Here is a 19,745-nt window from a genome sequence, read left to right on the forward strand (position 1 = left end):
GTCCGTGACTCCCGCGTCCGTGACTCCCGTGCCCGTGACTCCCGTGCCCGTGCTCCCGACGACCTCCCTCGCCCACCGGGCCGTCCCGCTCACCCTCAGCGAGGAGGTGGCCGAGGCGCTCCACGAGGGCCGCCCGGTGGTGGCGCTGGAGTCCAACGTCATCACCCACGGGCTGCCCTACCCGGACAACGCCGCGACCGCCCGCAAGGTGGAGCAGGCCGTCCGGGCGGGCGGCTCGGTCCCCGCCACGATCGCGGTCGAGGGCGGCCGGATCGTGGTCGGCATGACGGACGCCGACATCGAGCGGTTCGCCTCCACGCCGGGCATCCCCAAGGTCAGCAGCCGGGACCTGCCGGTCGTGCTGGCCCAGGGCCGGATGGGCGCGCTGACGGTCGCCTCCTGCCTGGTGGCGGCGGAGCTGGCCGGCATCCCGTTCTTCTCCTCGGCCGGCATCGGCGGGGTGCACCGGGGCGCGGCCACCACCATGGACGTGTCCTCGGACCTGATCCAGTTCACCCGGTCCAAGGTCGCCGTGGTGTGCGCCGGGGCGAAGAAGATCCTGGACCTCGGTCTGACGCTGGAGTACCTGGAGACCCAGTGCGTCCCGGTGGTCTCCTACCGCTCGGACGACTTCCCGGCCTTCTACTGTGCCTCCAGCGGCTTCCGCAGTCCGCTGCGGCTGGACGACGACGAGCTGGTGGCCCGGTCGATCGAGAACCACTGGGCGCTGGGCAACCGGGGCGGCTTCCTGGTCACCACGCCGGTCCGGCCGGAGGAGGCGATCGACGGCGAGGAGGTGGACGCCGCGATCGTCGAGGCGACGGCCGCCGCCGACCGGGACGGCATCCGGGGCCAGGCGGTCACCAAGTACCTGATGCGGGCCGTGGACGCGGCCACCGAGGGCCGCTCCTCCCGGGCCAACATGGCGGTGCTGATCAGCACCGCCGAGGTGGGCGGCCGGCTGGCCGCCGCCTACGCCCGGCTCCGGGCCGGGGCCTGAGCCCGCGTCACCCCGGGCACCCCACCGTTCCCCCCACCCAACCCCACACATGGACGGACACGACACCATGACGCTTCAGCAGCAGTCCACCTCCGAGGCCGAGTCCTACCGCCCGCTGGTCCCCGAGGCCCAGGTGAAGGAGATCACCGAGCTGCGCCGGGCCCTGGGCGAGCTGGGCGGCGAGGAGGGCGAGCAGACCGTCCCGTTCCTCGGCCTGACCCTGCGGGTCCCCGCCTCCGTGATGACCCCCTGCCCGGTCTCCCCGATGCTGGGCGGCGCGGTGTTCGCCGAGGTCAAGCCCGGTGACCGGGTCCTCGACATGGGCACCGGCAGCGGTTCGCTGGCCCTGATCGCCGCGAAGAAGGGCGCCGACGTCCTGGCGGTGGACCTCAACCCGGACGCCGTCGCCGCCGTGCGGGTCAACGCCGAGCTGAACCAGGTCGCCGACCGGGTGGAGGCGCGCGAGAGCGACGTCTTCGCCGCGGTCGAGGGCCGGTTCGACCTGATCGTCTTCAACCCGCCGTTCCAGTGGTTCGCCGCTGCCGACTACGCGGACGTCGCGGGCACCGACGCCGGCTACCGGGCGCTGACCCGCTTCTTCCGCGAGGCCCGGGACCACCTGACGGAGGACGGGCGGATGGTGCTCTTCTTCAGCACCATGGGCGACGTCGCGTACTTCGAGAAGCTGGTGGCGGACGGCGGCTTCACCCACAAGAAGGTGTTCACCACCACCCAGCCCGTCCTGGACGTGGCGGTCGACTTCACCGTGCACCGCCTCTCCTGACCCGCTTCTCTCCCGACCCGCTTGTTCCGACCCCCCGACCCGCCGGGGTCTCCCTCCCCTCGGGGAGGCCCCGGCCCCACCCCTCCGCCGATCCGCCGTCAGTCCTCGGTGATCCCCAGCAGCTCCAGGAAGGCCGCCGCCGCCGGGTGCGGGCTCTCCCGGCCCCAGATCACGTACTCGGCCCGGGACGGCGCGTCCGTCACCTCGATCGTGACCATCCCGGTCAGGCCCGCGACGTACCGGGGCGGCAGCAGCGCCACTCCCAGGCCCGCGGCGACCAGCCGGGCCAGGTAGTCCGCGTTGGTCACCTCGAACGCGACCTCGCGGGTGAGCCCGGCCGCGGCGAACGCCAGATCGGACTGGGCCCGCCCGGCGGTCTTCGCCGGGAGGTCGACGAACACCTCCGAGGCCAGCCGCCGCAGGTCCACCGAGCTCTCGCCGGCCAGCGGGTGGTCCGGGGAGACCACGGCGACCAGCCGTTCCCTGGCCAGCTCCCTGGCCATCACCCCCCGGGGGTGCGCGGTGACCGGGATGCCGAGGAAGGCCACCTCGATCTCGCCCTGCCGGACCTGCTCCACCAGTTCGTCGCTGGCCCCGACGCTCAGGCTGATCCGGGCCTTCGGGTGCCGCTGGTGGAACTCGCCGAGCACGGCCGGGATGTCCACCGCCGCGACGGTGGGGATCAGCCCCACCTTGAGGAGTCCGCGGACTTCCCCGACGGCGGCCGCGACCTCGGTGGCCGCCCGTTCCGCCGCGTCCAGGCACTGCCGGGCGGCGGGCAGGAAGGCCGCCCCGGCCGGGGTCAGCCGCACCCGGCGGCTGGTGCGTTCGAACAGCCGCGCGCCCAGCTCCTTCTCCAGCCGCCCGATCTGGTGGCTGAGCGCGGACTGCACCACCAGACAGCGCTGGGCGGCGCGGGTGAAGCTGTTCGTCTCGGCGACCGCGATCACGTAGCGCATCTGCTGGAGCTCCATTCGTCCATCGTGATCCGCGATGCAACGGGTGACAAGCATGTGTTGGACTCATCGATGCGCGCGGCCCGACACTGAAGGCGACCGCACACGGCCGGAGCCGCCCCGGGGCGACTCCACCGGGCGGGCCCCCGACCGGGGTCCGTCCGTCCTGCCCGGACGCCGTGCCGCCGTCGACCTCTCCCCGTTCACCCGTACCTGGGCGCACCCCGCCGAGGCGTGCCCGCGCGCGCCCGTGCCGCCCGTCAGACCGAAAGGACGAGCGACCGTCATGAGCGCCGCGCCGGCCAGTCCCGAGACGATCACCGCCGACATCTGGGTCGACCCCCGCTGCCCCTGGGCCTGGATCACCTCCCGCTGGATGCTGGAGGTGGAGCAGGTCAGGCCGGTGGAGACCCGGTTCCACATCATGAGCCTGTCCGTGCTCAACGAGGGCCGCGAGGTCCCGGAGAAGTACCGCCAGGGCATGATCGACGGCTGGGCCTGCGTGCGGGTGTGCATCGCCGCCCAGGAGCAGCACGGTGCCGAGGTGCTGCGCCCGCTCTACAACGCCATGGGCCGGCTGATCCACCACGAGAAGGCCGGGCTCGGCCACGACATGATCACCGCCGCCCTCAAGGAGGCCGGGCTGCCGGTCGAGCTGGTCTCGGCCGCGGACGACGACTCCTGGGACGAGAAGCTGCGGATCCAGCACCACGAGGGCATGGACCCGGTCGGCTCCGAGGTCGGCACCCCGGTGATCCACGTGCCCGGCCCGGACGGCGAGCCGCTGGCCTTCTTCGGCCCGGTGCTCACCCCCGCCCCGCGCGGAGAGAAGGCCGGGAAGCTCTGGGACGGCGTCCTGGCGGTGACGAGCACCGACGGCTTCTTCGAGCTGAAGCGCGGCCGCGACCGCGACCCGATCTTCGACTGAGCCGTCCCCGCCGGGCCGACCCCGCGAGTGCTCGCCCCGGGTGAGCTGCCCCCGCGCGAGCCGTCCCCGCCGGGCCGACCGGACGTAATCCCACGGTGCTTCCCACCGGATGTGAGGCGAGATCGACATGACGAGCAGACGGAATCTGTCCACGGTGGCCCTGACCGGCCTGGCACCGACGGTGTGGGGCAGCACCTATCTGATCACCACCGAGCTGCTGCCCCCGGACCGGCCGCTGCTGGCGACCACCATGCGGGCGCTGCCGGGCGGCCTGTTCCTGCTGGCCCTGGGCCGGAAGCTGCCGGTCGGCGCCTGGTGGCTGCGCGCGCTGGTGCTGGGGGTGCTGAACATCGGCGCCTTCAACTTCCTGCTGTTCGTCGCGGCCTACCGGCTCCCGGGCGGCATCGCCGCCGTGATCATGTCGGCCCAGCCGATGTTCGTGGTGATCCTGGCGGCGCTGTTCCTCGGTGAACGGGTCAGAGGGGTGCACGCGCTGGCCTGCGTCCTGGGCGCCGGGGGTGTGGCGCTGCTCGTCTTCAAGGGCAAGGTGTCGCTGGACGCCGTCGGGGTCCTCGCCGCGGTCGGCGGCGCCCTGTGCATGGCCTCGGGCATCACCCTCACCAAGCGGTGGGGCCGCCCCGAGGGCGTCAGCCTGCTGACCTTCACCGGGTGGCAGCTGACGGCGGGCGGTCTGGTCCTGCTGCCGTTCTGGTTGTCGCTGGAGGACATGCCGGACGGTCTGACGGGCGACAACGTCCTCGGCTTCGCCTACCTCATCTCCCTGGGTGCGGTGCTGAGTTACATCGTCTGGTTCCGGGGGATCGGGCTGCTGCCGGCCACCGCGGTGTCCTTCCTGGCGCTGGGCAGCCCGGTCGTGGCGACGCTGCTGGGCTACCTCTTCAAGGACCAGACGCTGTCGCTGCTCCAGCTCCTCGGGATCGCCGTGATCTTCCTGGCGGTCGTGCTCGGCCAGTCCCGTCCACCGCGGAAGGAGCCCGCGGCGGCGCCTCCCGAACCCCTCGCGTCCGGCACCGGCGCACGCGCCCTCGAAGAGGAACGCAGCGGGTAGCGGCGGGCGCACCTCACCACGCTCACCACCTCGTCGGACCCGGCGCCGCCCGGCGCCGGGTACCGCGCCCGACCCCTTCTGCCCGACCCCTTCGCCCGACCACTTCCGCCCGACCCACTCCACTTCCGGAGATATGACATGACCACGCAAGAAGAAGAACTGCCCACAGCGGCGACGCTGCGGAAGAACGGTCCGGCGGCCGACGGATGGCTCGGTGTCGCCGCCATCACCGCGAGCCTCTTTGTCTTCCTCACCACCGAGCTGATGCCGATCGGCCTGCTCACCCCGCTCAGCGAGAGCCTGGACGTCTCGGTCGGCACCGCCGGCCTGATGGTCACGGCCCAGGGCGTCGCGGCCGGCCTCGGCGTGCCGTTCATCGTGGCCTGGACCCGCCGGGTCAACCGGCGCAAGCTGCTGACCACCCTGCTCGGCGTGCTGGCCGTGGGCAACCTGATCACCTCGATCGCCCCCAACTACCCGCTGATCCTGGTCACCCGCATGTTCATGGGCTTCGCCAGCGGCGTCTTCTGGGCCATCGGCGTCAGCATGGCGATGCGCATCGTCCCGGAGAAGCAGGCCAACCGGGCCGCCGCCGTCGTGATGTCCGGCATCTCGATCGCCACCGTCGTCGGCATCCCGCTCGGCACCCTGCTGGAGAGCGTCAGCTCCTGGCGCACCACCTTCCTGATCTGGGCCGGCCTCAGCGCGCTGGTGCTGCTCGCCGTCGCCGTCACCATCCCCTCGCTGCCGTCGGCGAACGCGGTCTCCGTCCGCGAGGTCTTCGGACTGCCGGTCAAGAACGTGCCGCTGCGCGTGGTCCTGGTCATGGTGGTGTTCTTCGTCCTCGGCCACTTCGGCGCGTACACCTTCGTCCGCCCGTACCTGGAGAAGAGCGCCGAGGCGAGCGTCGGCTTCATCACCGTCGTCCTGATCGTCTTCGGCATCGGCGGCGCCATTGGCAACTTCATCGGCGGCCAGAGCGTCAACAAGAGCCTGCGCGGCAGCTTCGTGGTGGGCGGGCTGCTGCTGATCGGCGCCCTGGTGATGCTGCTGACCATCGGCACCAACGACTTCGGCGTGATCGTCGCCATGGTGCTGTGGGGCCTCGCCTTCGGTGTCGTCCAGCTCAGCCAGATCAACATGACGCTCGCGGCCGCGCCGGAGACCTTCGAGGCCGCGATGTCGCTCAACACCATGGCCTACAACACCTGCATCGCCCTGGGCGCCCTGATCGGCGGCCTGTTCGCCGACCACACGGGCGTCAAGAGCGTCGTCTGGTTCGGCATCGTCCTGGTCGGCCTCGCCGTGGCCCTGCGCGCCGCCACCGGCCGCCGCGCCGTCCCGGCGGCGGGCTGACCCCTCGAACCACCGGAGCCCGGTACGGACGCCGCGCCACCCCCGTCGCGACGTCCGTACCGCCCCCTCCGGTGCGGTGGGCGCGTGCCCCGGCGACGGCCGGCGGCACGCGCCCACACTTCTCTTCTGCGGGGCGCGGCCTTCCGGGCCGCGCCCCGCATCTTGTCGCCCCGCCCCCACCCCTGACTCCCCGCCAGCCCCCCCTGACCCCCTGCCCGGGTGGTGCGCACACCCTGGGATGATGGCCCGATGGAACTCGTCCGCCGTCCCGGAGCAGGAAGTCGGCCGGGCCGACTTCCTGCGCGGTGGTAGGAGAGAGCGGGGGCTGATGAAGCGGTGGTGGCACAGGGCGGCGGTGGCGGCCGCGGCCGTGACGGTGGTCGCCGGGGCGGTGGCCGGGTGCGGCGACCCGGAGCCGCCGGCCGAGCGGCTGATCGCCGTGCGCCTGGACGCCGGTCGGCTGGTCGTGCGGACGGGCATGTGCCACGACGAGCGGCTGCACGTGGTGCGGGTGAAGGTGTTCCCGGGCTCGGAGAAGCTGGAGGTCCACCCGCGCGAGGGCCGCTCCGTCACCGAGACCGTGGACCTCGGCGCCCTCCCGCCCGGTTGGACGACCTCCGGGAAGTCCCCGGGCCCGGTGGTCGCGGACCGGCGCTACACCGTGGAGGTCGTCCGCGACCGCGCCCTCACCGTCACCGTGCCCGGCGACGTGCTGATGGGCCTGCCCGCCGGCAAGTGGGCGGTGGGCGGCTGGGACTGGGACTACAAGCTGCTGAACGCCAAGGACTTCGAGAAGCGCCGCAAGTCCTCCTGCCAGGACGGCTCCTGACCGTCCCCGTCGGCCGCCGGGAACGGTCGGGAGAGTGGGTCAGGGGGTCATGATCTGCCAGTAGACGCTGGCGTTGTTGCCGTCACCGCCGTTGCGCCCGAACCGGAAGTTCGGGTCGGACCCGAAGTTGTCGTACGAGTTGCTGCCCGCGTACGGGTTGTTCCAGTGCAGCTGCACACGCTTGCCGTTGAGCACGCTCACCTGGCAGTTGAACGCGTCGTAGATGACGTGGCCCTCGGTGCCGGTGAGGAAGCCGTTGCTCTCGGACTGCCAGTGCACGGCGCTCCCGTCGGGAATGACGGGCACCGGGGCCAGACCGTCCGACCAGACCCCGTGGTCCAGCCAGGAGTTCTGCAGCCGGAGCTCGCAGCTGCTCCAGTTGACGAGCGAGACCTGCGTGCTGCGTGCCGCGGTCTGGATCGAGGACTGGCCCTCGACGGTGGCCGCGCCGGCCGGGGCCGCGGTGGCGAGCATCGCGGCGAGGCCGGCGGCGGCCAGGGCCGCCCTGGCGAGGGTCCTTCGCTGTGCCATGGGATCTTCCCTTCGCTCTCGGGACCGCTTCCGTGCGGTCCTCCTGGGGAAGAGCCTCCGCGACGCGCGTTGACAGGTCGTCGACAAACGATCGACCGCCCGGTCAGCTGCCCGCCGCCCCCGCCCGGTCAGGGCTTCAGCCGGTAGTGGTAGCTGTGCGAGACCTCGAACCCGATCCGCTCGTACAGCCGCCGCGCCGTCGTGTTCTCGGCCGTCACCTGGAGGTAGAGCGTCTCCGCGCCCCGGGCCTGCGCCCAGCGCGCGCCGACGTGCAGGATCGCCCCGGCGACGCCCTGCCGCCGGTGTGCGGGGTCGGTGGCCATGCAGAACACCCCGGCGCAGCCGGGCGCCGCCACCACGAGCCCGATGCCGACGAGCCGGCCGTCGCGCTCGACACCGAGATGGGCCGCCGGTCCGGTGATGCGGCGGAACAGCCGTTCGGCCTCCGCCCGGCCGCTCCCGGACGGCTCCAGCTCCGCGTAGGCGTCGAGCCAGGCCCGGGTGGGGTGTTCGGCGAGCGTGACGTCCAGCGGCGTCGCGGGCCGGGCGGCGTCGGCGACGGCGGCGGCCGGTGCGGTGCACACCAGGACCCCTCCGTCCTTCCGGTAGCCGCGCGCGTCGAGGCCGGCGTCCAGAACGCTGTGCTCCTCGGCGGGGGAGACCTGAACGGCGACCGGCAGCCCGTGCGCGGCGTAGTACCCCTCCACCCGTTCGATCCCGCTCAGCAGGGCGTCGCCCCGCCCCACCGGCAGCGCGGAGTTGGAGCGCCGGCGCGGGACCCCGGGGGTGTGCCGCAGCAGCCAGCCGTCCTCCTCCCGCACCTCCTCGGCGGGCCAGGCCCGCGCCGCGTGGCGTTCGATCAGCCGAGTGTCGATCAAGGTCTTCTCCCGTCCCCGTCCGGGCGCGCTGCCCGGTCCATGCGGCAGGATGCCCCGAAAGGATCTTTGAGGTCCACCACGTAATGCTTCACAGACCTGTAAGGGCGGCTTGATGTTGGATCCGGCGCGGCTCCTCCTGCTGCGCGAACTCGCGGACCGGGGCACGATGACGGCGGCCGCCGCCGCCCTCGGCCGCACCTCCTCGGCGGTCTCCCAGCAGCTCGCCGTGCTGGAGCGCGAAGCCGGGGTGCCGCTGCTGGAGCGCGACGGCCGCCGGGTCCGGCTGACGCCCGAGGGCGTGCGCCTGGTCGCCCACGCCCGCATCGTGCTGGGCGCGCTGGAGACCGCCGAACGCGACCTGCGGGCCGCCGCCGACACCCCGCGCGGCCCGGTCGGCCTGGCCTGCTTCTCGACCTTCGCCGCCGTGCACGTGGTGCCCGCCCTGGTTGCCGCCCGCGAGCGGTTCCCCGAGCTGCGGGTCTCGCTGAACGAGCTCGAACCGCCCGAGGCCCTCGCCGCGCTCCGGGCCCGCCGCTGCGACGTCGCCGTCCGCTACACCTACGATCTCGTGCCCGAACCGGCCCTTTCCACCGATGAGTTCACCGTCCACCCGCTCGCCGCCGACCCGGTCCTGCTCGCCCTCCCGGCCGGGCCCGGGGCGGACGGCGCCGCCGTCGACCTGCGCGACCTCGCCGACACCCCGTGGATCGTCGGCTCCCGCGAGGACGGCAGCGCCGCCCTGGTCCGCGCCGCCTGCGGGCTGGCGGGCTTCGCACCCCGGATCGCCCACGCGGTGGACGACTACCACCTCGCCCTGCGGATGGTGGCGAACGGACTCGGCGTGGCCCTGCTGCCCCGCCTCGCGGCCCGGGCCCACGCCCCCGCCGCCGCCGACATCGCCCTGCGCCCACTGCTGGGCCCCCGACTCACCCGCCGCATCCACGCCCTGACCCTCCCCTCGCCCGCCGCCCGCCCGGCGGTGGACGCCGTCCTCGCTCTGCTGCGGTCGCCCGTGTCGTAGCGGCCGGGGGGTACCCCCACCGCGTGCGCTCCGGCTGCCCCGACGGCCGGTCCACCGGCTGCCACCGTGGTCCGGTGGATCTTGGTCGACCAGGCTGGAGCACATCGGCATTTCCGAGCAAAGGGAACCAATCGTGTTCAGCGCCAAGCTCTCCCGCACCTCCGTCCGTACCGCCGCCGTCGGCGCCCTCGCCGCTGTCGCCTGCGCCACCCTCATGGCGGGCAGCGCCGGAGCGATCGTCAACGGCGGCGACTCCACCGAGCGTTACCCCTTCATGGCGACGATCCCGGAGTCCGCCCCCGACCTCGGCCTGGTCGACGGCAACTGCGGCGCCTCGCTGATCGACCCCCAGTGGGTGCTGACGGCCGCGCACTGCATCGCCGTCGAGGGCATCGAACTGGAGGGCATCGTCCGGGTGGGCAGCGAGCACCGGAAGACCGGCGGCACCGTCCGTAAGATCGACCGCACCTTCGTCCACCCCGGCTACGTCAACGGCGCGGGCACCGCCGCCAACAAGGACGACCTCGCCCTCGTCCGTCTGGACCGCCCGGTCACCCAGCGGCCGATCAGGATCGCCGAGCCCGGCCGCCCCGGCACCGCCACCCGCCTGCTCGGCTACGGCACCACCGTGGACGGCAAGTTCGCCTTCCCCGAGCGGCTCCAGGAGCTGAACACCCGGGTGGGCGCCGTGTCCGACTGCGCCCCCGGCTTCGCGGACCGGACCAGGCTGTGCACGCTCACCACCAAGCCCAAGGCGATGGCCTGCCACGGCGACTCCGGCGGCCCGCAGCTCCAGAAGGGTCGCAACGGGCGCTGGGAGCTGATCGGCGTCACCTCCGGCCCGGGCGCCCCCGGGGTGCCCTGCTCGGAGGGCCCCGGGCTCTACACCAGTGCGGCCGCCTACAAGGGCTGGATCCAGCAGACCCTGAAGGACAACCGCACTCCGACCCCCGCCGCCGACCTCGTGCCGACCGCGGGCTGACCGTCAGCCGACCGGACCTGACGGCCCCGCCACGGGCCTCGCCGCACGGGCCCGCCCGCCCCAGGTGCTGCTCACCCGGCGCCGACGACCTCCAGCAGCCGCGCCACCAGCGGGTTCGGGTCGTCCCGGCGCCAGGCGACGGCCACCCGGGTGCGGGCGGTGCCCGGCTCGACCGGCCGGAACGCGACACCCCGGAGCCGGATCCGCCGAATACTCGCCGGTGCGAGCGAGACCCCCAGCCCGGCCCCGACCAGCGCGCACACCGTCTGCCACTCCACGGCGTGCTGCACGATCCTCGGCGCGAACCCCACAGACCCGCACACCTCCGTGATCCGGTCGTACAGCCCCGGCCCCACCGCCCGGGGGAGCAGCACGAACGGCTCCTCCGCCAACGCGCCCACCTCCACCGTCCGTTGGGCGGCCAGCGGATGGTCCGAGGGCAGCACGGCCACGAACGGCTCGGTGAGGACGGTCCGGAAGCCCAGCGCCCCCTCCTCCCCGGCCGGCGGCGGCTCCCGCAGCAGCCCGATGTCGACGGCGTCCTCGCGCAGGGCGGCGAGCTGCGGGGCGGTCGTCATCTCGCGGATGTCCAGCTCGACGGCCGGGAACCGCTCCCGGAAGGTCCGCAGCAACCCCGGCAGCACGGTCAGCGCCAGCGAGGCGGAGAACCCGATCCGCAACCGCCCCGCCCGTCCGCTCCCCACCGCCCGCGCGGCGGCCAGCCCGTCCGCGAGACCCGCGAGCGCCCGCTGCGCCGAGGGCAGCAGCTCCCGCCCGGCCGGGCTGAGCGCGACCCGCCCGGGCCCCCGGACGAAGAGCGGGTGCCCGACCTTCGCCTCCAGCCGGGCGATCTGCTGGCTCAGCGGCGGCTGGGCGATACCGAGCCGCGCGGCGGCACGGCCGAAGTGGAGCTCCTCGGCGAGCACGGTGAACGCGTGCAACTGGGGGAGGGGGAGTTCAGGGCGGTCCATATCCCCAGAGATACCAGACGATGGATTCCCGGGTATTGGACGTATCACCGCAGGCCACCTAGCGTTCGGCGCATGACAGAGCGACGCACGGTCCTGAGCGGTTCGACCTTCGAGGAACAGATCGGCTACGCCCGCGCGGTCGTCGTCGGCGAGCACGTCCACGTGTCCGGCACGACCGGCTACGACTACACGACGATGACCATCGCCGACGGCGTGGTGGAGCAGGCCGAGCAGTGCCTGCGCAACATCGGCGCGGCCCTCGAAGAGGCGGGCTGCACCTTCGCGGACGTCGTCCGGGTGCGCTACCTGCTGCCCGAGCGCGAGGACTTCGAGCCGTGCTGGCCGGTGCTGCGCCGCACCTTCGGGGACGTCCGGCCGGCCGCGACGATGCTGGTCACCGGTTTGGCGGACGAGCGGATGCGGATCGAGATCGAGGTCGACGCGTACCGGGCGCGCGCGGCAGGGGAGTAGCTGCCTTGCGCGGAGTGGGAAGTCGGTCCCGCCGACTTCCCACTCCGCGCGGGCACTCGTTACGGGCGTCGGCGCACCCGCAGCACGCTGGTGAGCAGGGGGAGGGTGAATTCGCCCTCGGCGGTGGCGGGGTGGCCCGCGAGGTGGGCACGGGCGCGGGCCAGCAGGTCCGCCCGCTCCTGCTCGGGCATGACCAGCACGCCGGCCTTGGTGCCGAGGGTGGCGACCAGGGACTCGGCGGTCCGGCGGTGGCCGTGCGGGAACTCCGCCTGCTCGGGGGCGTGGAACGGACTGTCCGCGCCGGTCCTGGGCAGATGCAGCTCCGCCGTCTCGATCCGCCAGGCGGCGGGCACGTCCCGCGGGCCGATCGCGGCCGGGCCGGTGACCCGCGCGAGCCCGGCGACCCAGTCGGTGCCGTCGTCGAAGACGTTCCACAGCCCCGCGAGCACCCCGCCGGGCGCGAGGACGCGGGCGATCTCCGGCCCGGCCGCCGCCATGTCGAACCAGTGCATCGCGTTGCCGGAGACGACGGCGTCCACCGACCCGTCCGGGAGCGGAATCGTTTCCGCACTGCCCTGGAACGCCCGCACCGAGGGCAGGCCGCGCCGCAGTTCCGCCAGCATCGCCGGGTCGGGCTCGACGGCGGTGATGTCCAGCCCGTCCAGCTCCTCCCCCAGTGAGAGCAGGGTGCCGGTGAGCTTCCCGGTCCCCGCCCCGAGGTCCAGGACTCGTCGCCCGGGCGCCCCGGCGAGCGCCCACCGCACGGCCTCGGGCGCGTAGTCCGGTCGGTGCTCGGCGTACGCGCCCGCTGCCGTGCCGAACGACGAGCGGTGGAGCTGCCGTTCGCTGTCCGTCAGTGCGTGGGTGAATGTCATCGCGGCCCCCTGCGCCATGTATCGTTCCGATGTATCGAGTCGATACATCGGACGATAGGTGGGGCCAGTGCGTCGACGCAAGATCCGCTCGACGGAGGCTGCCTGACCCCGGGTCAGACCATTCGGAAGGCGAGGGCGTTGTCGGCGGACAGCTTGAGGGTGTAGATGAACACCGTCCCGTAGACCTCGTCCCGGTAGGGGGTAAGCACGGCGTCCAGGAAGTAGCCCCAGCGGTCGTCCTGGATCACGGACCAGCCGGCGCTGTTGGTGTGGATCTGGAACTTCAGTCCCTGGTTCTGGTTCTCGACGCACCCGTTGATGGTGACTTCGGCGTTGGGGTACTTGACCGGATCGGAGACGGTCAGGCATTCGAAGCTGGGCCAGCTAGTGAGGTAGACGGACGGTCCCTCGCCTCGGCAGATGTTCCAGTACGTTTGCCCTTTCCAGTCCTCGGTCAGTAGTTCGGCCTGGTAGCGACGGAACGGCCGGTCCGGGTCGAAGGTCTTGTAGGGGTGGGTGGAGAGGTAGGTCTGACCGACCTGCCTGCTGGGTTGGGGGAAGCTGCCCCGGGGGTCCGCCGGCTTGCCCCAGGCACTGTAGGGGCTCTGGAACCGGACCACGTTCGGGTCGCACACGGTGCCGTACGGGCCCGGCAGGGAGCCGGCCGCCGAAGCCTGCGGGGCTGCGAACAGCAGCAGGGCGCTGGCGAAGGCGAGCACCAGCGCGGCGAGGGCGCGGAGGCGTCGGGCGGCCGTGCTCACGGGCACGACAGCGCGCGTCGGGCCAGCTCCTGGACGCTGCCGGGGGCGACCGGGCTGTCGCAGGCGATGGTGCCCTGGATCTCGACGTCGAAGGTCACGTAGGACCCGGTGCCGCCGGGCATGGTGTTCACCCAGACGCCGGTGCTCGGGCCGGTCCGGGCGCACTGGTAGCGGACGAACTCGCCCTCGACCCGGTGGGTGCCCTTGAACAGCCCGTACTCACCGGGGCGGTTGAAGTTCATGGTGACCGTGCGGGACCAACTGCTGGTGCTGGCCTTGGTCTTCTGCACCGAGAAGCCGACCTTGGCCGAGACCTTGGCGAACAGGACGCTCGCCTGCGCGGTGATCTCCACCGAGGTGTTGTAGGTGGTGCTGACGGTGTCGACCTCGGAGAGCGTCTCGGTCGCGGTGCCGGTGGTGCCGGGTGCGATGGAGATGCCGGTCCAGTGGGTGAGGACGGGGGAGACCCGGACGGTGGCCACGTCCTGCCAGACCGTCTCCAGGTTCGGGTTGCAGGAGTCGGACGGCGGCCGGGGCAGCGGGTCGGCGTGCGCCGCGCCCGCGGTGAGGCCGCCTATCCCGGCGAGGGTGGCGGTCAGGGTGGCCAGTGCGCCCAGTCGGCGGCGGAGGCGGGGTCGGGGGACAGCTTCCAAGGGATTCTCCTGGTGGTCGGGATGCCGGGTCGATGGGGGTGCGTGCCCGGCTCGCGTCGCAGGATTCTTCCTCGCGTACGAAGGACAGTTCCATCCCAGGGAGTTGGGATGTCCATGATCGGCGGGTGTGTGGCAGCCCCCTCTCCGCACTTTGCAAAGTCACACTTTGCAAAGTGCGGAGGGCAAAGGTGAGGGCTAGGGCTTAGGCGGCACAAGGGCGGCGGGTGTGTGGCGGTCACCTGTCCGGACTTTGCAAAGTCGCACTTTGCAAAGTGTGGAGGGTGAGGGCAAGGGCGGCGCACGGGCTGGCCGCCTACGGTGATCGGGGGAGCGTGTGGGGCGTGTGTTCGACGGAGCTTCGGGGTGGTGGGGACCGCGGGCATTGCCCGGGGTGGGCGCGGCCCGGTAGACGGGAGGCTCCGAGTGCCGAACCCCACTGAAGCCCGGGAGTGTTGATGAAGATCATGCGACTTTTCACCCTGCCTGCCGTCGCCCTGGCGCTGGCCCTGAGCGCCGCGCCCGCCGCCACCGCGTCCACCACGGCCGCCACGACCACGACCACCGCCACCGTGCACATCGTCAGCGCGGACGGCGGCACCACCGTGCACGCCGGTGTCGGCGACACCGTGCAGGTGGACCTCACCGCACTGCGCGACTACACGGTGACCTGGTACTGGTACGCGCCCGCCGCCGCTTCGGCCGCCGTGCTGACCCAGACGGCGGGCAGCGCCGACCCGAACGGCAACTCCCACGCCACCTTCACGGCTTCCACCGCCGGCACCAGCGACATCAACGCGATCGGCCGCTGCGTGCCGGACCCGCGCACGGTCTGCCCGCCGTTCGTGGCGCGGTGGAAGGTCACGGTCGTCGTCTCCTGACCCCACGGCCTGCACGGCGGATGCCCTCGGTTCCTCCCGGGCGGGAGGGGCCGAGGGCGCTCTGTCATCGAGGGGTGGACGGGCTGGACGTGGTGCTTGCGGGAGTGGGGTGCAGGTCGTGGTGGTGCTTCAGGACGGGGTAGATCCACGCCACCAGGGCGAGCAGCAGCGTGATCGGCAGCACGGTACAGGCCGCGGCGGTGACGGCGTCGGGGGAGTGGCGCTCAGGCGACGGCATCGGCCGCGAACTTCTCCTCGGGCAGGTCGAGTTCGGCCCAGACCGTTTTGGCGTTGGGCTCCCGGGCGAGGGTGCCCCACCGGTCGGCGAGCGCGTCGACGAGCGTGAGCCCGCGCCCCGACTGCGCGTCGGTGGAACAGGCCCTCGGGTCCGGGAGCACGGGCCGCTTGTCACCCCGGCAGTCGGACACCTCGATGCGGAGCACGGTGGTGCGCGACCGGCGCACGGAGGTGAGCGAGAGGCTCAGCTCGAACCCGCGCCCCGGTGTGCGCCCGTGGATCGAGGCGTTCGCGGCCAGCTCGGCCACGATGATCAGCGCGGAGTGAAACGACTCCGGGCAAAGGGAGTTGACCTCCCAGGAGGTCAGGTACTGTCTGGCCGTCCGGCGACCGATCGCGGCTCCCTTGGGGGTGGAAGAGAGGAGCGCGGTGTGGGCGCGCGGGGCCGGGTCGTCGAGGGGGATTTCGGACTTCATGGGGAAAATCCTGCCCCCCCGGGCTTACGCTGACGATGCATCTGGTGGGCACGGTAAGTGCCTGTATGCGTGCGGAACGTGTTCTGTCACGGCCGTCGGCCGTGACCGGGAAATGGGGAGGCCGTTATGGCTGAAGTTCAGGGCGGCGGGGACAGCGGCGATGTGCGGCCGGAGTTGGAGGAGGACCTCTCCGAGGTGTCCGACTTCCTCAAGGCGATCGGCAAGCAGATCAAACTGCTGCGCGAGCGGGCGGGGTTGACGCAGAAGGAGTTCGCCAAGCAGGTGGGGTACACCGAGAGCCTGATCGGCGCGGTGGAGCAGGGGAAGCGGACGCCGCAGCGGGAGTTGCTGGAGGCGTCGGAGCGGATCCTCGACGCCGGCGGGCTGCTGATCGTGACGTCGGACGACATCGAGAGTGCCAAGGCCAAGGCGCGGGTGCGGCATCCGGAGTGGTTCCGGGGGTACGCGAAGCTGGAGGCCAAGGCGGAGGACCTCCACGACTGGAGCCTGTGGGATGTCCCGGGGCTGCTCCAGACCGAGGCGCATGCTCGTGCTGTCTACGAGATGCGTCAACCGCTGCTCTCCGAGGAGACCATCGAGATTCGAGTGATGGCTCGTATGGCGCGGCAGGAGGTCCTCACGAAGTGGCCTCGCGCCATGTTCAGCTGGGTGATCGACGAGAGCGTGCTGCGCCGACCGATGGGTGGCTGGGACGTCCATGCGGCACAGTTGCGCCACCTGATCGAGGTCGGGAGCACCCGGGGAATGGTGGTCCAGGTGATGCCGCTCGACCGTACTGAGCACGCCGGTATGGGTGGCCCGTTCATTCTGATCACGCCGAAGGGCCAATCGCAGATGGGCTACATCGAGGTGCAGACGAGCAGTAGGCTGATTACGGATCAGAGTGAGGTCCGGATCCTGAACGCGCGATACAGCACGCTCAGGTCGCAGGCACACACTCCTCCGGAGTCCCTGAAGTTGATCGAGAAGATTCTGGGAGAACGATGAGCAGCGAACTGGCGTGGTTCAAGAGCAGCTACAGCGGCAACGAGGGCGGCGCTTGCGTCGAGGTCGCCGACGCGACATCGACCGTGCTGGTGCGTGACTCCAAGGACAAGTCCGGTCCCCACCTCACCTTCTCGCCGGCCGCCTGGGAGGCGTTCGTCGAGTTCGCGCAGTCGGTCTGACGACAAGTCTCCCCGCTCCGCGCCCCGCGACCGTCCACCGACCGGTGGACGGTCGCTTTCTGTGTGGGTCCCACCGCTCCGCTGTGTGGGCTGTGCCCTTGGCCCCCAAGGGAGTTGCTCCCTATCCTGGGCGCGCGCCACGACACCCCTCACTCCAGGGAGAGCGATGAGCAGCGAACTGGTCTGGTTCAAGAGCAGCCACAGCGGCGACGAGGGCGGCGAGTGCGTCGAGATCGCCTGGCGCAAGAGCAGCCACAGTGGCAACGAAGGCGGCGAGTGCGTCGAGGTCGGCTGGCACAAGAGCACCCATAGCGGGCCCGACGGCGGCGAATGCGTCGAGGTCGCCGAGACGACGGCCGCCGTCCTCGTCCGCGACTCCAAGGACAAGTCCGGCCCCCACCTCACCTTCTCCCCGGCCGCTTGGGTGGCCTTCGTCGCCTACGCCCGCTCCGCCTGATCCGACCCGGACTCCAGGCAGTGTCCCGGCGGTCATGAGCGCAGCCGGATGACGAGTGCGGCTGAGGTGACGCTGCCGAGGTAGACCTGAAGCTCGTTCCGGAAGCCGGGACTGGGCATTCTCCGGTACGGGTTGGGTACTCCGGGCTGAGCCGGTGTGGGTGGAGACGTTCTCGGGTCTGCGGATGCCGTCAGTTCGACGGCCTGGTACGCGTGGTGCGGCGAGCGGGGTGGCAGCGGTCCGGGCGGCGGCAGGCCGCGCAGGCCGTCGCCCACATGCACAACCTCGCCCGGGCCGGATGAAACCAGCAGGTCGGACTCCATACCGACCTGCGCGCACCCAGACTTCTGCAACAGGCTTCACGGCCTGATTCGAAAGTGCCGGCCACGAACGTGCTGACGGGCTCGTGGATCAAGGGGATTAGGATCCCGTGGTCAACAATCGATCAGACGGGGGTGCGGTCAGTGGTGGACCACAACAAGAAGGTCGTTCTGGGCTTCTTCGAAGCGGTCAGTGAACGTCGGCTCGCAGACCTTCACCGGTTCATGGCACACGATGTCGTGGACCACAACAAGATCATCCATGGGGAGGCCGACGAGCCTGGTGCCGCCTTCGAGGGCCTTCGTCAGCAGCTGGCCGCGTTCGAGCCGCTCACGGTCCAGGTGGACGAACTGATCGGCGAGGGTGACCAGGTGGTCGCCCGTGTCACGCAGCGCGGGGTCCACAGTGGAACCCACCCGCGCATGCCCGAGCCGACCGGCCGGAGCTTCGAGAACGAGGCGATCTGGATCTTCACCCTGACCGAGGGCAGGATCATCGGGATCCGTGCCGTGAGTGACCGCCTCGGCCTCTTCTTCCAGCTCGGCTGGGAGTGGCCGGGGGCCGAGTAGCCGTGCGGTGATCGTGCTGGTCGCAGCCACTCGTTGACGGCTGTGACCAGCACGGTAGCTCCGTAGCGGACGGCGAGTCCGTCGTAGTCCCACGCCGGCCCGGTGGCCCCCGACCGGCTGACCGAAGCGGGATGCCTGCCGCCGGAGGGGACCGGGGCGGCGGTCGTGGCCAGTTGGGCCACCGTGCACGGGCTCGCCACCGTACTGGTCGACCTCCAGCCCGACCTTTCGCCCGCCGAGCGGACCGCGGAGATCGACAACGGCCTGCGCGTCCTGCTGCTGGGAATCACGGCGCTGGGTTGGACCCTCTCTTCCGTCCGAGCCGGGCTCCACCACGATCGCTCCCGGGTCGGTCCGCGTCCGGGAGGGCGGACAGCACGGCGGCGGCAGCCCGGTCGAAGGGCGCGACGCTGCCCGCCGCGCGGCAGAGTACGTGGGCGCCTTCGAGGGTGACGACCATGAGGGTGGCCAGATCGGCGGCCTCGGACGGACTCATTCCGGCGTGGGTGAGTTTCCCGGTGAGTTCGCCGACCCAGCCGGCGAATCCTTCGGCCGCGACCGCGAGCAGGCCGCTCTGGTCGGTAATGGCCGCACCGCCGTCGATGGTGACCGCCGCGACCGCGCAACCGCCACCCCTGGCTGATGCCTCCACCACGGGGCGGATGTTGTCGAGGAAGGCCTCCACGACCTCGCGCGGTGTGCTGTCCGGCAGTTCGTGCAGGTGGCCGCGGACGTCCGCCGCGTTCTGGCGGGCCGCTTCGAGCGCGAGTTGCTGCTTGCCGCCCGGGAAGTGGTGATAGATCGCACCGCGCGCGGCACCGCTCTCGGCCAGGACCTCGGTGAAGGACATCGCGGCCAGGCCATGGCGCTGCAGCAGCCCGATCGCCGCGCCGATCATGCGGGACTTGGTGTCCGCAGCCATCGCCACCCCCTTGACTAGTACGCGCATCCTACTCCAAGCTCATGCCACTAGGACGCACGTACTAGTGAGGTGGCCGAACAGGCCCCGAAGCCGGAGGTTCGTGATGGGCAAGACCTTTCTCTACACCGAGATCCAGGCGGCAGTTCCGTTCGACCGGTTCGACTGGCAGCAGGTCAATGAGGCCCTGAAGACCGCGCCGGGCCTGATCCGCAAGACCTGGCTGTCCGGGATCGGCACCCACACCATCGGCGGTTTCTACGAGTTCGACAGCGCCGAGAACGCCCTGGCCTTCGCCCAGGGCCCCTTCGCCGAGGAAGCCCGCCGGGCCGGCTCCCCGGCGACGACACGGCTCTTCGACGGCGAGGTGGTCAGGGAGGCGAGTGTCGACCTGGACTCGCCCTACTACGGCTGACGGCCCGCTGGCCGCCCCGCCCCGCGGTCGGGGCGGGCGGCCCGACAAGTCACCCTGCGCCTCGGCATCGGAAGGTAGCCTCACCTCCGCCCGATCGTCCCGTGCCCTCCTCGGCAGTCTCTTCGACTGACAGTGATGATGTTCGTGGTGATGTTGCCGGTGGGTCTGACCCATCGACTGACTGACGCTTCGGCTGTCCTGTTTCGGATTTGTCGGCCCAT

Annotated in this window: 25 protein-coding genes and 1 pseudogene; 16 read left to right on the forward strand and 10 right to left on the reverse strand. The window is 71.7% G+C overall.

Going from position 1 to position 19,745, the window contains the following annotated elements; translation table 11 throughout:
- Positions 1-34 precede the first annotated feature (34 nt).
- Together ADK60_RS35500 and ADK60_RS35505 are read left to right on the forward strand one after the other, a co-directional pair.
- Positions 35-1,000, forward strand: a complete 966-nt coding sequence (locus ADK60_RS35500) for a pseudouridine-5'-phosphate glycosidase (RefSeq protein WP_502687474.1) — start codon at positions 35-37, stop codon at positions 998-1,000.
- Positions 1,001-1,067: 67 nt separating this feature from the next.
- Positions 1,068-1,784 (forward strand): methyltransferase, encoded by a 717-nt coding sequence (locus tag ADK60_RS35505; protein ID WP_045941153.1) that lies wholly within the window; start codon positions 1,068-1,070, stop codon positions 1,782-1,784.
- A gap of 98 nt (positions 1,785-1,882) precedes the next feature.
- On the opposite strand, the gene ADK60_RS35510 is transcribed toward ADK60_RS35505, so the two are convergent.
- Positions 1,883-2,758, reverse strand: coding sequence for a LysR family transcriptional regulator (locus ADK60_RS35510; protein ID WP_030391735.1), 876 nt, complete (start codon positions 2,756-2,758; stop codon positions 1,883-1,885).
- 268 nt (positions 2,759-3,026) lie between these two features.
- Here ADK60_RS35510 and ADK60_RS35515 point away from each other — a divergent pair, with 268 nt between their 5' ends.
- The 4 genes from ADK60_RS35515 to ADK60_RS35530 all read left to right on the forward strand — a co-directional run bounded on the left by ADK60_RS35515 (position 3,027) and on the right by ADK60_RS35530 (position 6,922).
- Entirely contained in the window at positions 3,027-3,668 is a 642-nt protein-coding gene (locus tag ADK60_RS35515; RefSeq protein ID WP_053650980.1) for a mycothiol-dependent nitroreductase Rv2466c family protein, read from the forward strand.
- 127 nt (positions 3,669-3,795) lie between these two features.
- Positions 3,796-4,737 carry an EamA family transporter gene (locus ADK60_RS35520; RefSeq protein WP_053650981.1) on the forward strand — a complete coding sequence of 314 codons (942 nt, stop codon included), beginning with the start codon at positions 3,796-3,798 and terminating at the stop codon, positions 4,735-4,737.
- A 138-nt stretch (positions 4,738-4,875) separates the two neighbouring features.
- Positions 4,876-6,093, forward strand: coding sequence for an MFS transporter (locus ADK60_RS35525; protein WP_079008960.1), 1,218 nt, complete (start codon positions 4,876-4,878; stop codon positions 6,091-6,093).
- A 241-nt stretch (positions 6,094-6,334) separates the two neighbouring features.
- A complete protein-coding gene (locus ADK60_RS35530) occupies positions 6,335-6,922 on the forward strand; it encodes a hypothetical protein (protein WP_159400711.1) in 588 nt (195 codons plus the stop codon).
- Between the two features lie 39 nt (positions 6,923-6,961).
- Here ADK60_RS35530 and ADK60_RS35535 read toward each other — a convergent pair whose 3' ends face one another.
- Both ADK60_RS35535 and ADK60_RS35540 read right to left on the reverse strand, forming a co-directional pair.
- Positions 6,962-7,453, reverse strand: a complete 492-nt coding sequence (locus ADK60_RS35535) for an aegerolysin family protein (RefSeq protein WP_053650983.1) — start codon at positions 7,451-7,453, stop codon at positions 6,962-6,964.
- Between the two features lie 128 nt (positions 7,454-7,581).
- Positions 7,582-8,331 carry a GNAT family N-acetyltransferase gene (locus tag ADK60_RS35540; RefSeq protein ID WP_053650984.1) on the reverse strand — a complete coding sequence of 250 codons (750 nt, stop codon included), beginning with the start codon at positions 8,329-8,331 and terminating at the stop codon, positions 7,582-7,584.
- 112 nt (positions 8,332-8,443) lie between these two features.
- Here ADK60_RS35540 and ADK60_RS35545 point away from each other — a divergent pair, with 112 nt between their 5' ends.
- Together ADK60_RS35545 and ADK60_RS35550 are read left to right on the forward strand one after the other, a co-directional pair.
- Positions 8,444-9,352 (forward strand): LysR family transcriptional regulator, encoded by a 909-nt coding sequence (locus tag ADK60_RS35545; protein ID WP_053650985.1) that lies wholly within the window; start codon positions 8,444-8,446, stop codon positions 9,350-9,352.
- A 133-nt stretch (positions 9,353-9,485) separates the two neighbouring features.
- Positions 9,486-10,334, forward strand: coding sequence for a S1 family peptidase (locus ADK60_RS35550; RefSeq protein WP_053650986.1), 849 nt, complete (start codon positions 9,486-9,488; stop codon positions 10,332-10,334).
- 71 nt (positions 10,335-10,405) lie between these two features.
- On the opposite strand, the gene ADK60_RS35555 is transcribed toward ADK60_RS35550, so the two are convergent.
- Positions 10,406-11,305: a LysR family transcriptional regulator gene (locus tag ADK60_RS35555; protein WP_053650987.1), complete on the reverse strand. Its 900-nt coding sequence runs from the start codon at positions 11,303-11,305 to the stop codon at positions 10,406-10,408.
- Positions 11,306-11,377: 72 nt separating this feature from the next.
- Here ADK60_RS35555 and ADK60_RS35560 point away from each other — a divergent pair, with 72 nt between their 5' ends.
- The gene (locus ADK60_RS35560; RefSeq protein WP_053650988.1) at positions 11,378-11,776 is read left to right on the forward strand and encodes a RidA family protein; all 399 of its coding nucleotides are present in this window, start codon (positions 11,378-11,380) and stop codon (positions 11,774-11,776) included.
- Positions 11,777-11,835: 59 nt separating this feature from the next.
- Here ADK60_RS35560 and ADK60_RS35565 read toward each other — a convergent pair whose 3' ends face one another.
- The 3 genes from ADK60_RS35565 to ADK60_RS35575 form a co-directional block, all read right to left on the reverse strand.
- A complete protein-coding gene (locus tag ADK60_RS35565) occupies positions 11,836-12,651 on the reverse strand; it encodes a class I SAM-dependent methyltransferase (protein ID WP_199839826.1) in 816 nt (271 codons plus the stop codon).
- 113 nt (positions 12,652-12,764) lie between these two features.
- A complete protein-coding gene (locus tag ADK60_RS35570) occupies positions 12,765-13,412 on the reverse strand; it encodes a hypothetical protein (protein ID WP_159400712.1) in 648 nt (215 codons plus the stop codon).
- Positions 13,409-14,065, reverse strand: a complete 657-nt coding sequence (locus ADK60_RS35575) for a hypothetical protein (RefSeq protein WP_045941142.1) — start codon at positions 14,063-14,065, stop codon at positions 13,409-13,411. Before ADK60_RS35575 ends, ADK60_RS35570 begins: the two co-directional genes overlap by 4 nt.
- Before the next feature lie 455 nt (positions 14,066-14,520).
- On the opposite strand from ADK60_RS35575, the gene ADK60_RS35580 reads away from it, so the two are divergent.
- Positions 14,521-14,943, forward strand: coding sequence for a hypothetical protein (locus tag ADK60_RS35580; RefSeq protein WP_053650990.1), 423 nt, complete (start codon positions 14,521-14,523; stop codon positions 14,941-14,943).
- 64 nt (positions 14,944-15,007) lie between these two features.
- Here ADK60_RS35580 and ADK60_RS45295 read toward each other — a convergent pair whose 3' ends face one another.
- Together ADK60_RS45295 and ADK60_RS35585 are read right to left on the reverse strand one after the other, a co-directional pair.
- Complete coding sequence (locus ADK60_RS45295) at positions 15,008-15,181, reverse strand: hypothetical protein (RefSeq protein WP_159394274.1); 174 nt, start codon at positions 15,179-15,181, stop codon at positions 15,008-15,010.
- Positions 15,168-15,656 (reverse strand): ATP-binding protein, encoded by a 489-nt coding sequence (locus ADK60_RS35585; protein ID WP_053650991.1) that lies wholly within the window; start codon positions 15,654-15,656, stop codon positions 15,168-15,170. Before ADK60_RS35585 ends, ADK60_RS45295 begins: the two co-directional genes overlap by 14 nt.
- A 126-nt stretch (positions 15,657-15,782) precedes the next feature.
- Here ADK60_RS35585 and ADK60_RS35590 point away from each other — a divergent pair, with 126 nt between their 5' ends.
- The 5 genes and pseudogenes from ADK60_RS35590 (at position 15,783) to ADK60_RS35605 (ending at position 18,190) form a co-directional block, all read left to right on the forward strand.
- Entirely contained in the window at positions 15,783-16,664 is an 882-nt protein-coding gene (locus ADK60_RS35590) for a helix-turn-helix domain-containing protein (protein ID WP_053650992.1), read from the forward strand.
- Positions 16,661-16,843, forward strand: coding sequence for a DUF397 domain-containing protein (locus tag ADK60_RS35595; RefSeq protein WP_053650993.1), 183 nt, complete (start codon positions 16,661-16,663; stop codon positions 16,841-16,843). The genes ADK60_RS35590 and ADK60_RS35595 overlap by 4 nt, the downstream gene beginning before the upstream one ends.
- 166 nt (positions 16,844-17,009) lie before the next feature.
- On the forward strand, positions 17,010-17,300 hold the full coding sequence (locus ADK60_RS35600) for a DUF397 domain-containing protein (RefSeq protein WP_053650994.1): 291 nt from the start codon (positions 17,010-17,012) through the stop codon (positions 17,298-17,300).
- 154 nt (positions 17,301-17,454) lie between these two features.
- Positions 17,455-17,558 (forward strand): annotated as a pseudogene (locus ADK60_RS48255) (IS5/IS1182 family transposase); the annotation flags it as partial.
- Positions 17,559-17,767: 209 nt separating this feature from the next.
- On the forward strand, positions 17,768-18,190 hold the full coding sequence (locus tag ADK60_RS35605; RefSeq protein ID WP_234371439.1) for an ester cyclase: 423 nt from the start codon (positions 17,768-17,770) through the stop codon (positions 18,188-18,190).
- Positions 18,191-18,476: 286 nt separating this feature from the next.
- Here the strand turns inward: ADK60_RS35605 and ADK60_RS35610 are convergent, their stop codons facing one another.
- Positions 18,477-19,112, reverse strand: a complete 636-nt coding sequence (locus ADK60_RS35610) for a TetR/AcrR family transcriptional regulator (protein ID WP_079008962.1) — start codon at positions 19,110-19,112, stop codon at positions 18,477-18,479.
- 103 nt (positions 19,113-19,215) lie between these two features.
- Here ADK60_RS35610 and ADK60_RS35615 point away from each other — a divergent pair, with 103 nt between their 5' ends.
- A complete protein-coding gene (locus ADK60_RS35615) occupies positions 19,216-19,524 on the forward strand; it encodes a hypothetical protein (protein ID WP_053650995.1) in 309 nt (102 codons plus the stop codon).
- Positions 19,525-19,745: the final 221 nt, after the last annotated feature.

Source organism: Streptomyces sp. XY431 (assembly GCF_001279805.1).
GTDB lineage: Bacteria > Actinomycetota > Actinomycetes > Streptomycetales > Streptomycetaceae > Kitasatospora > Kitasatospora purpeofusca.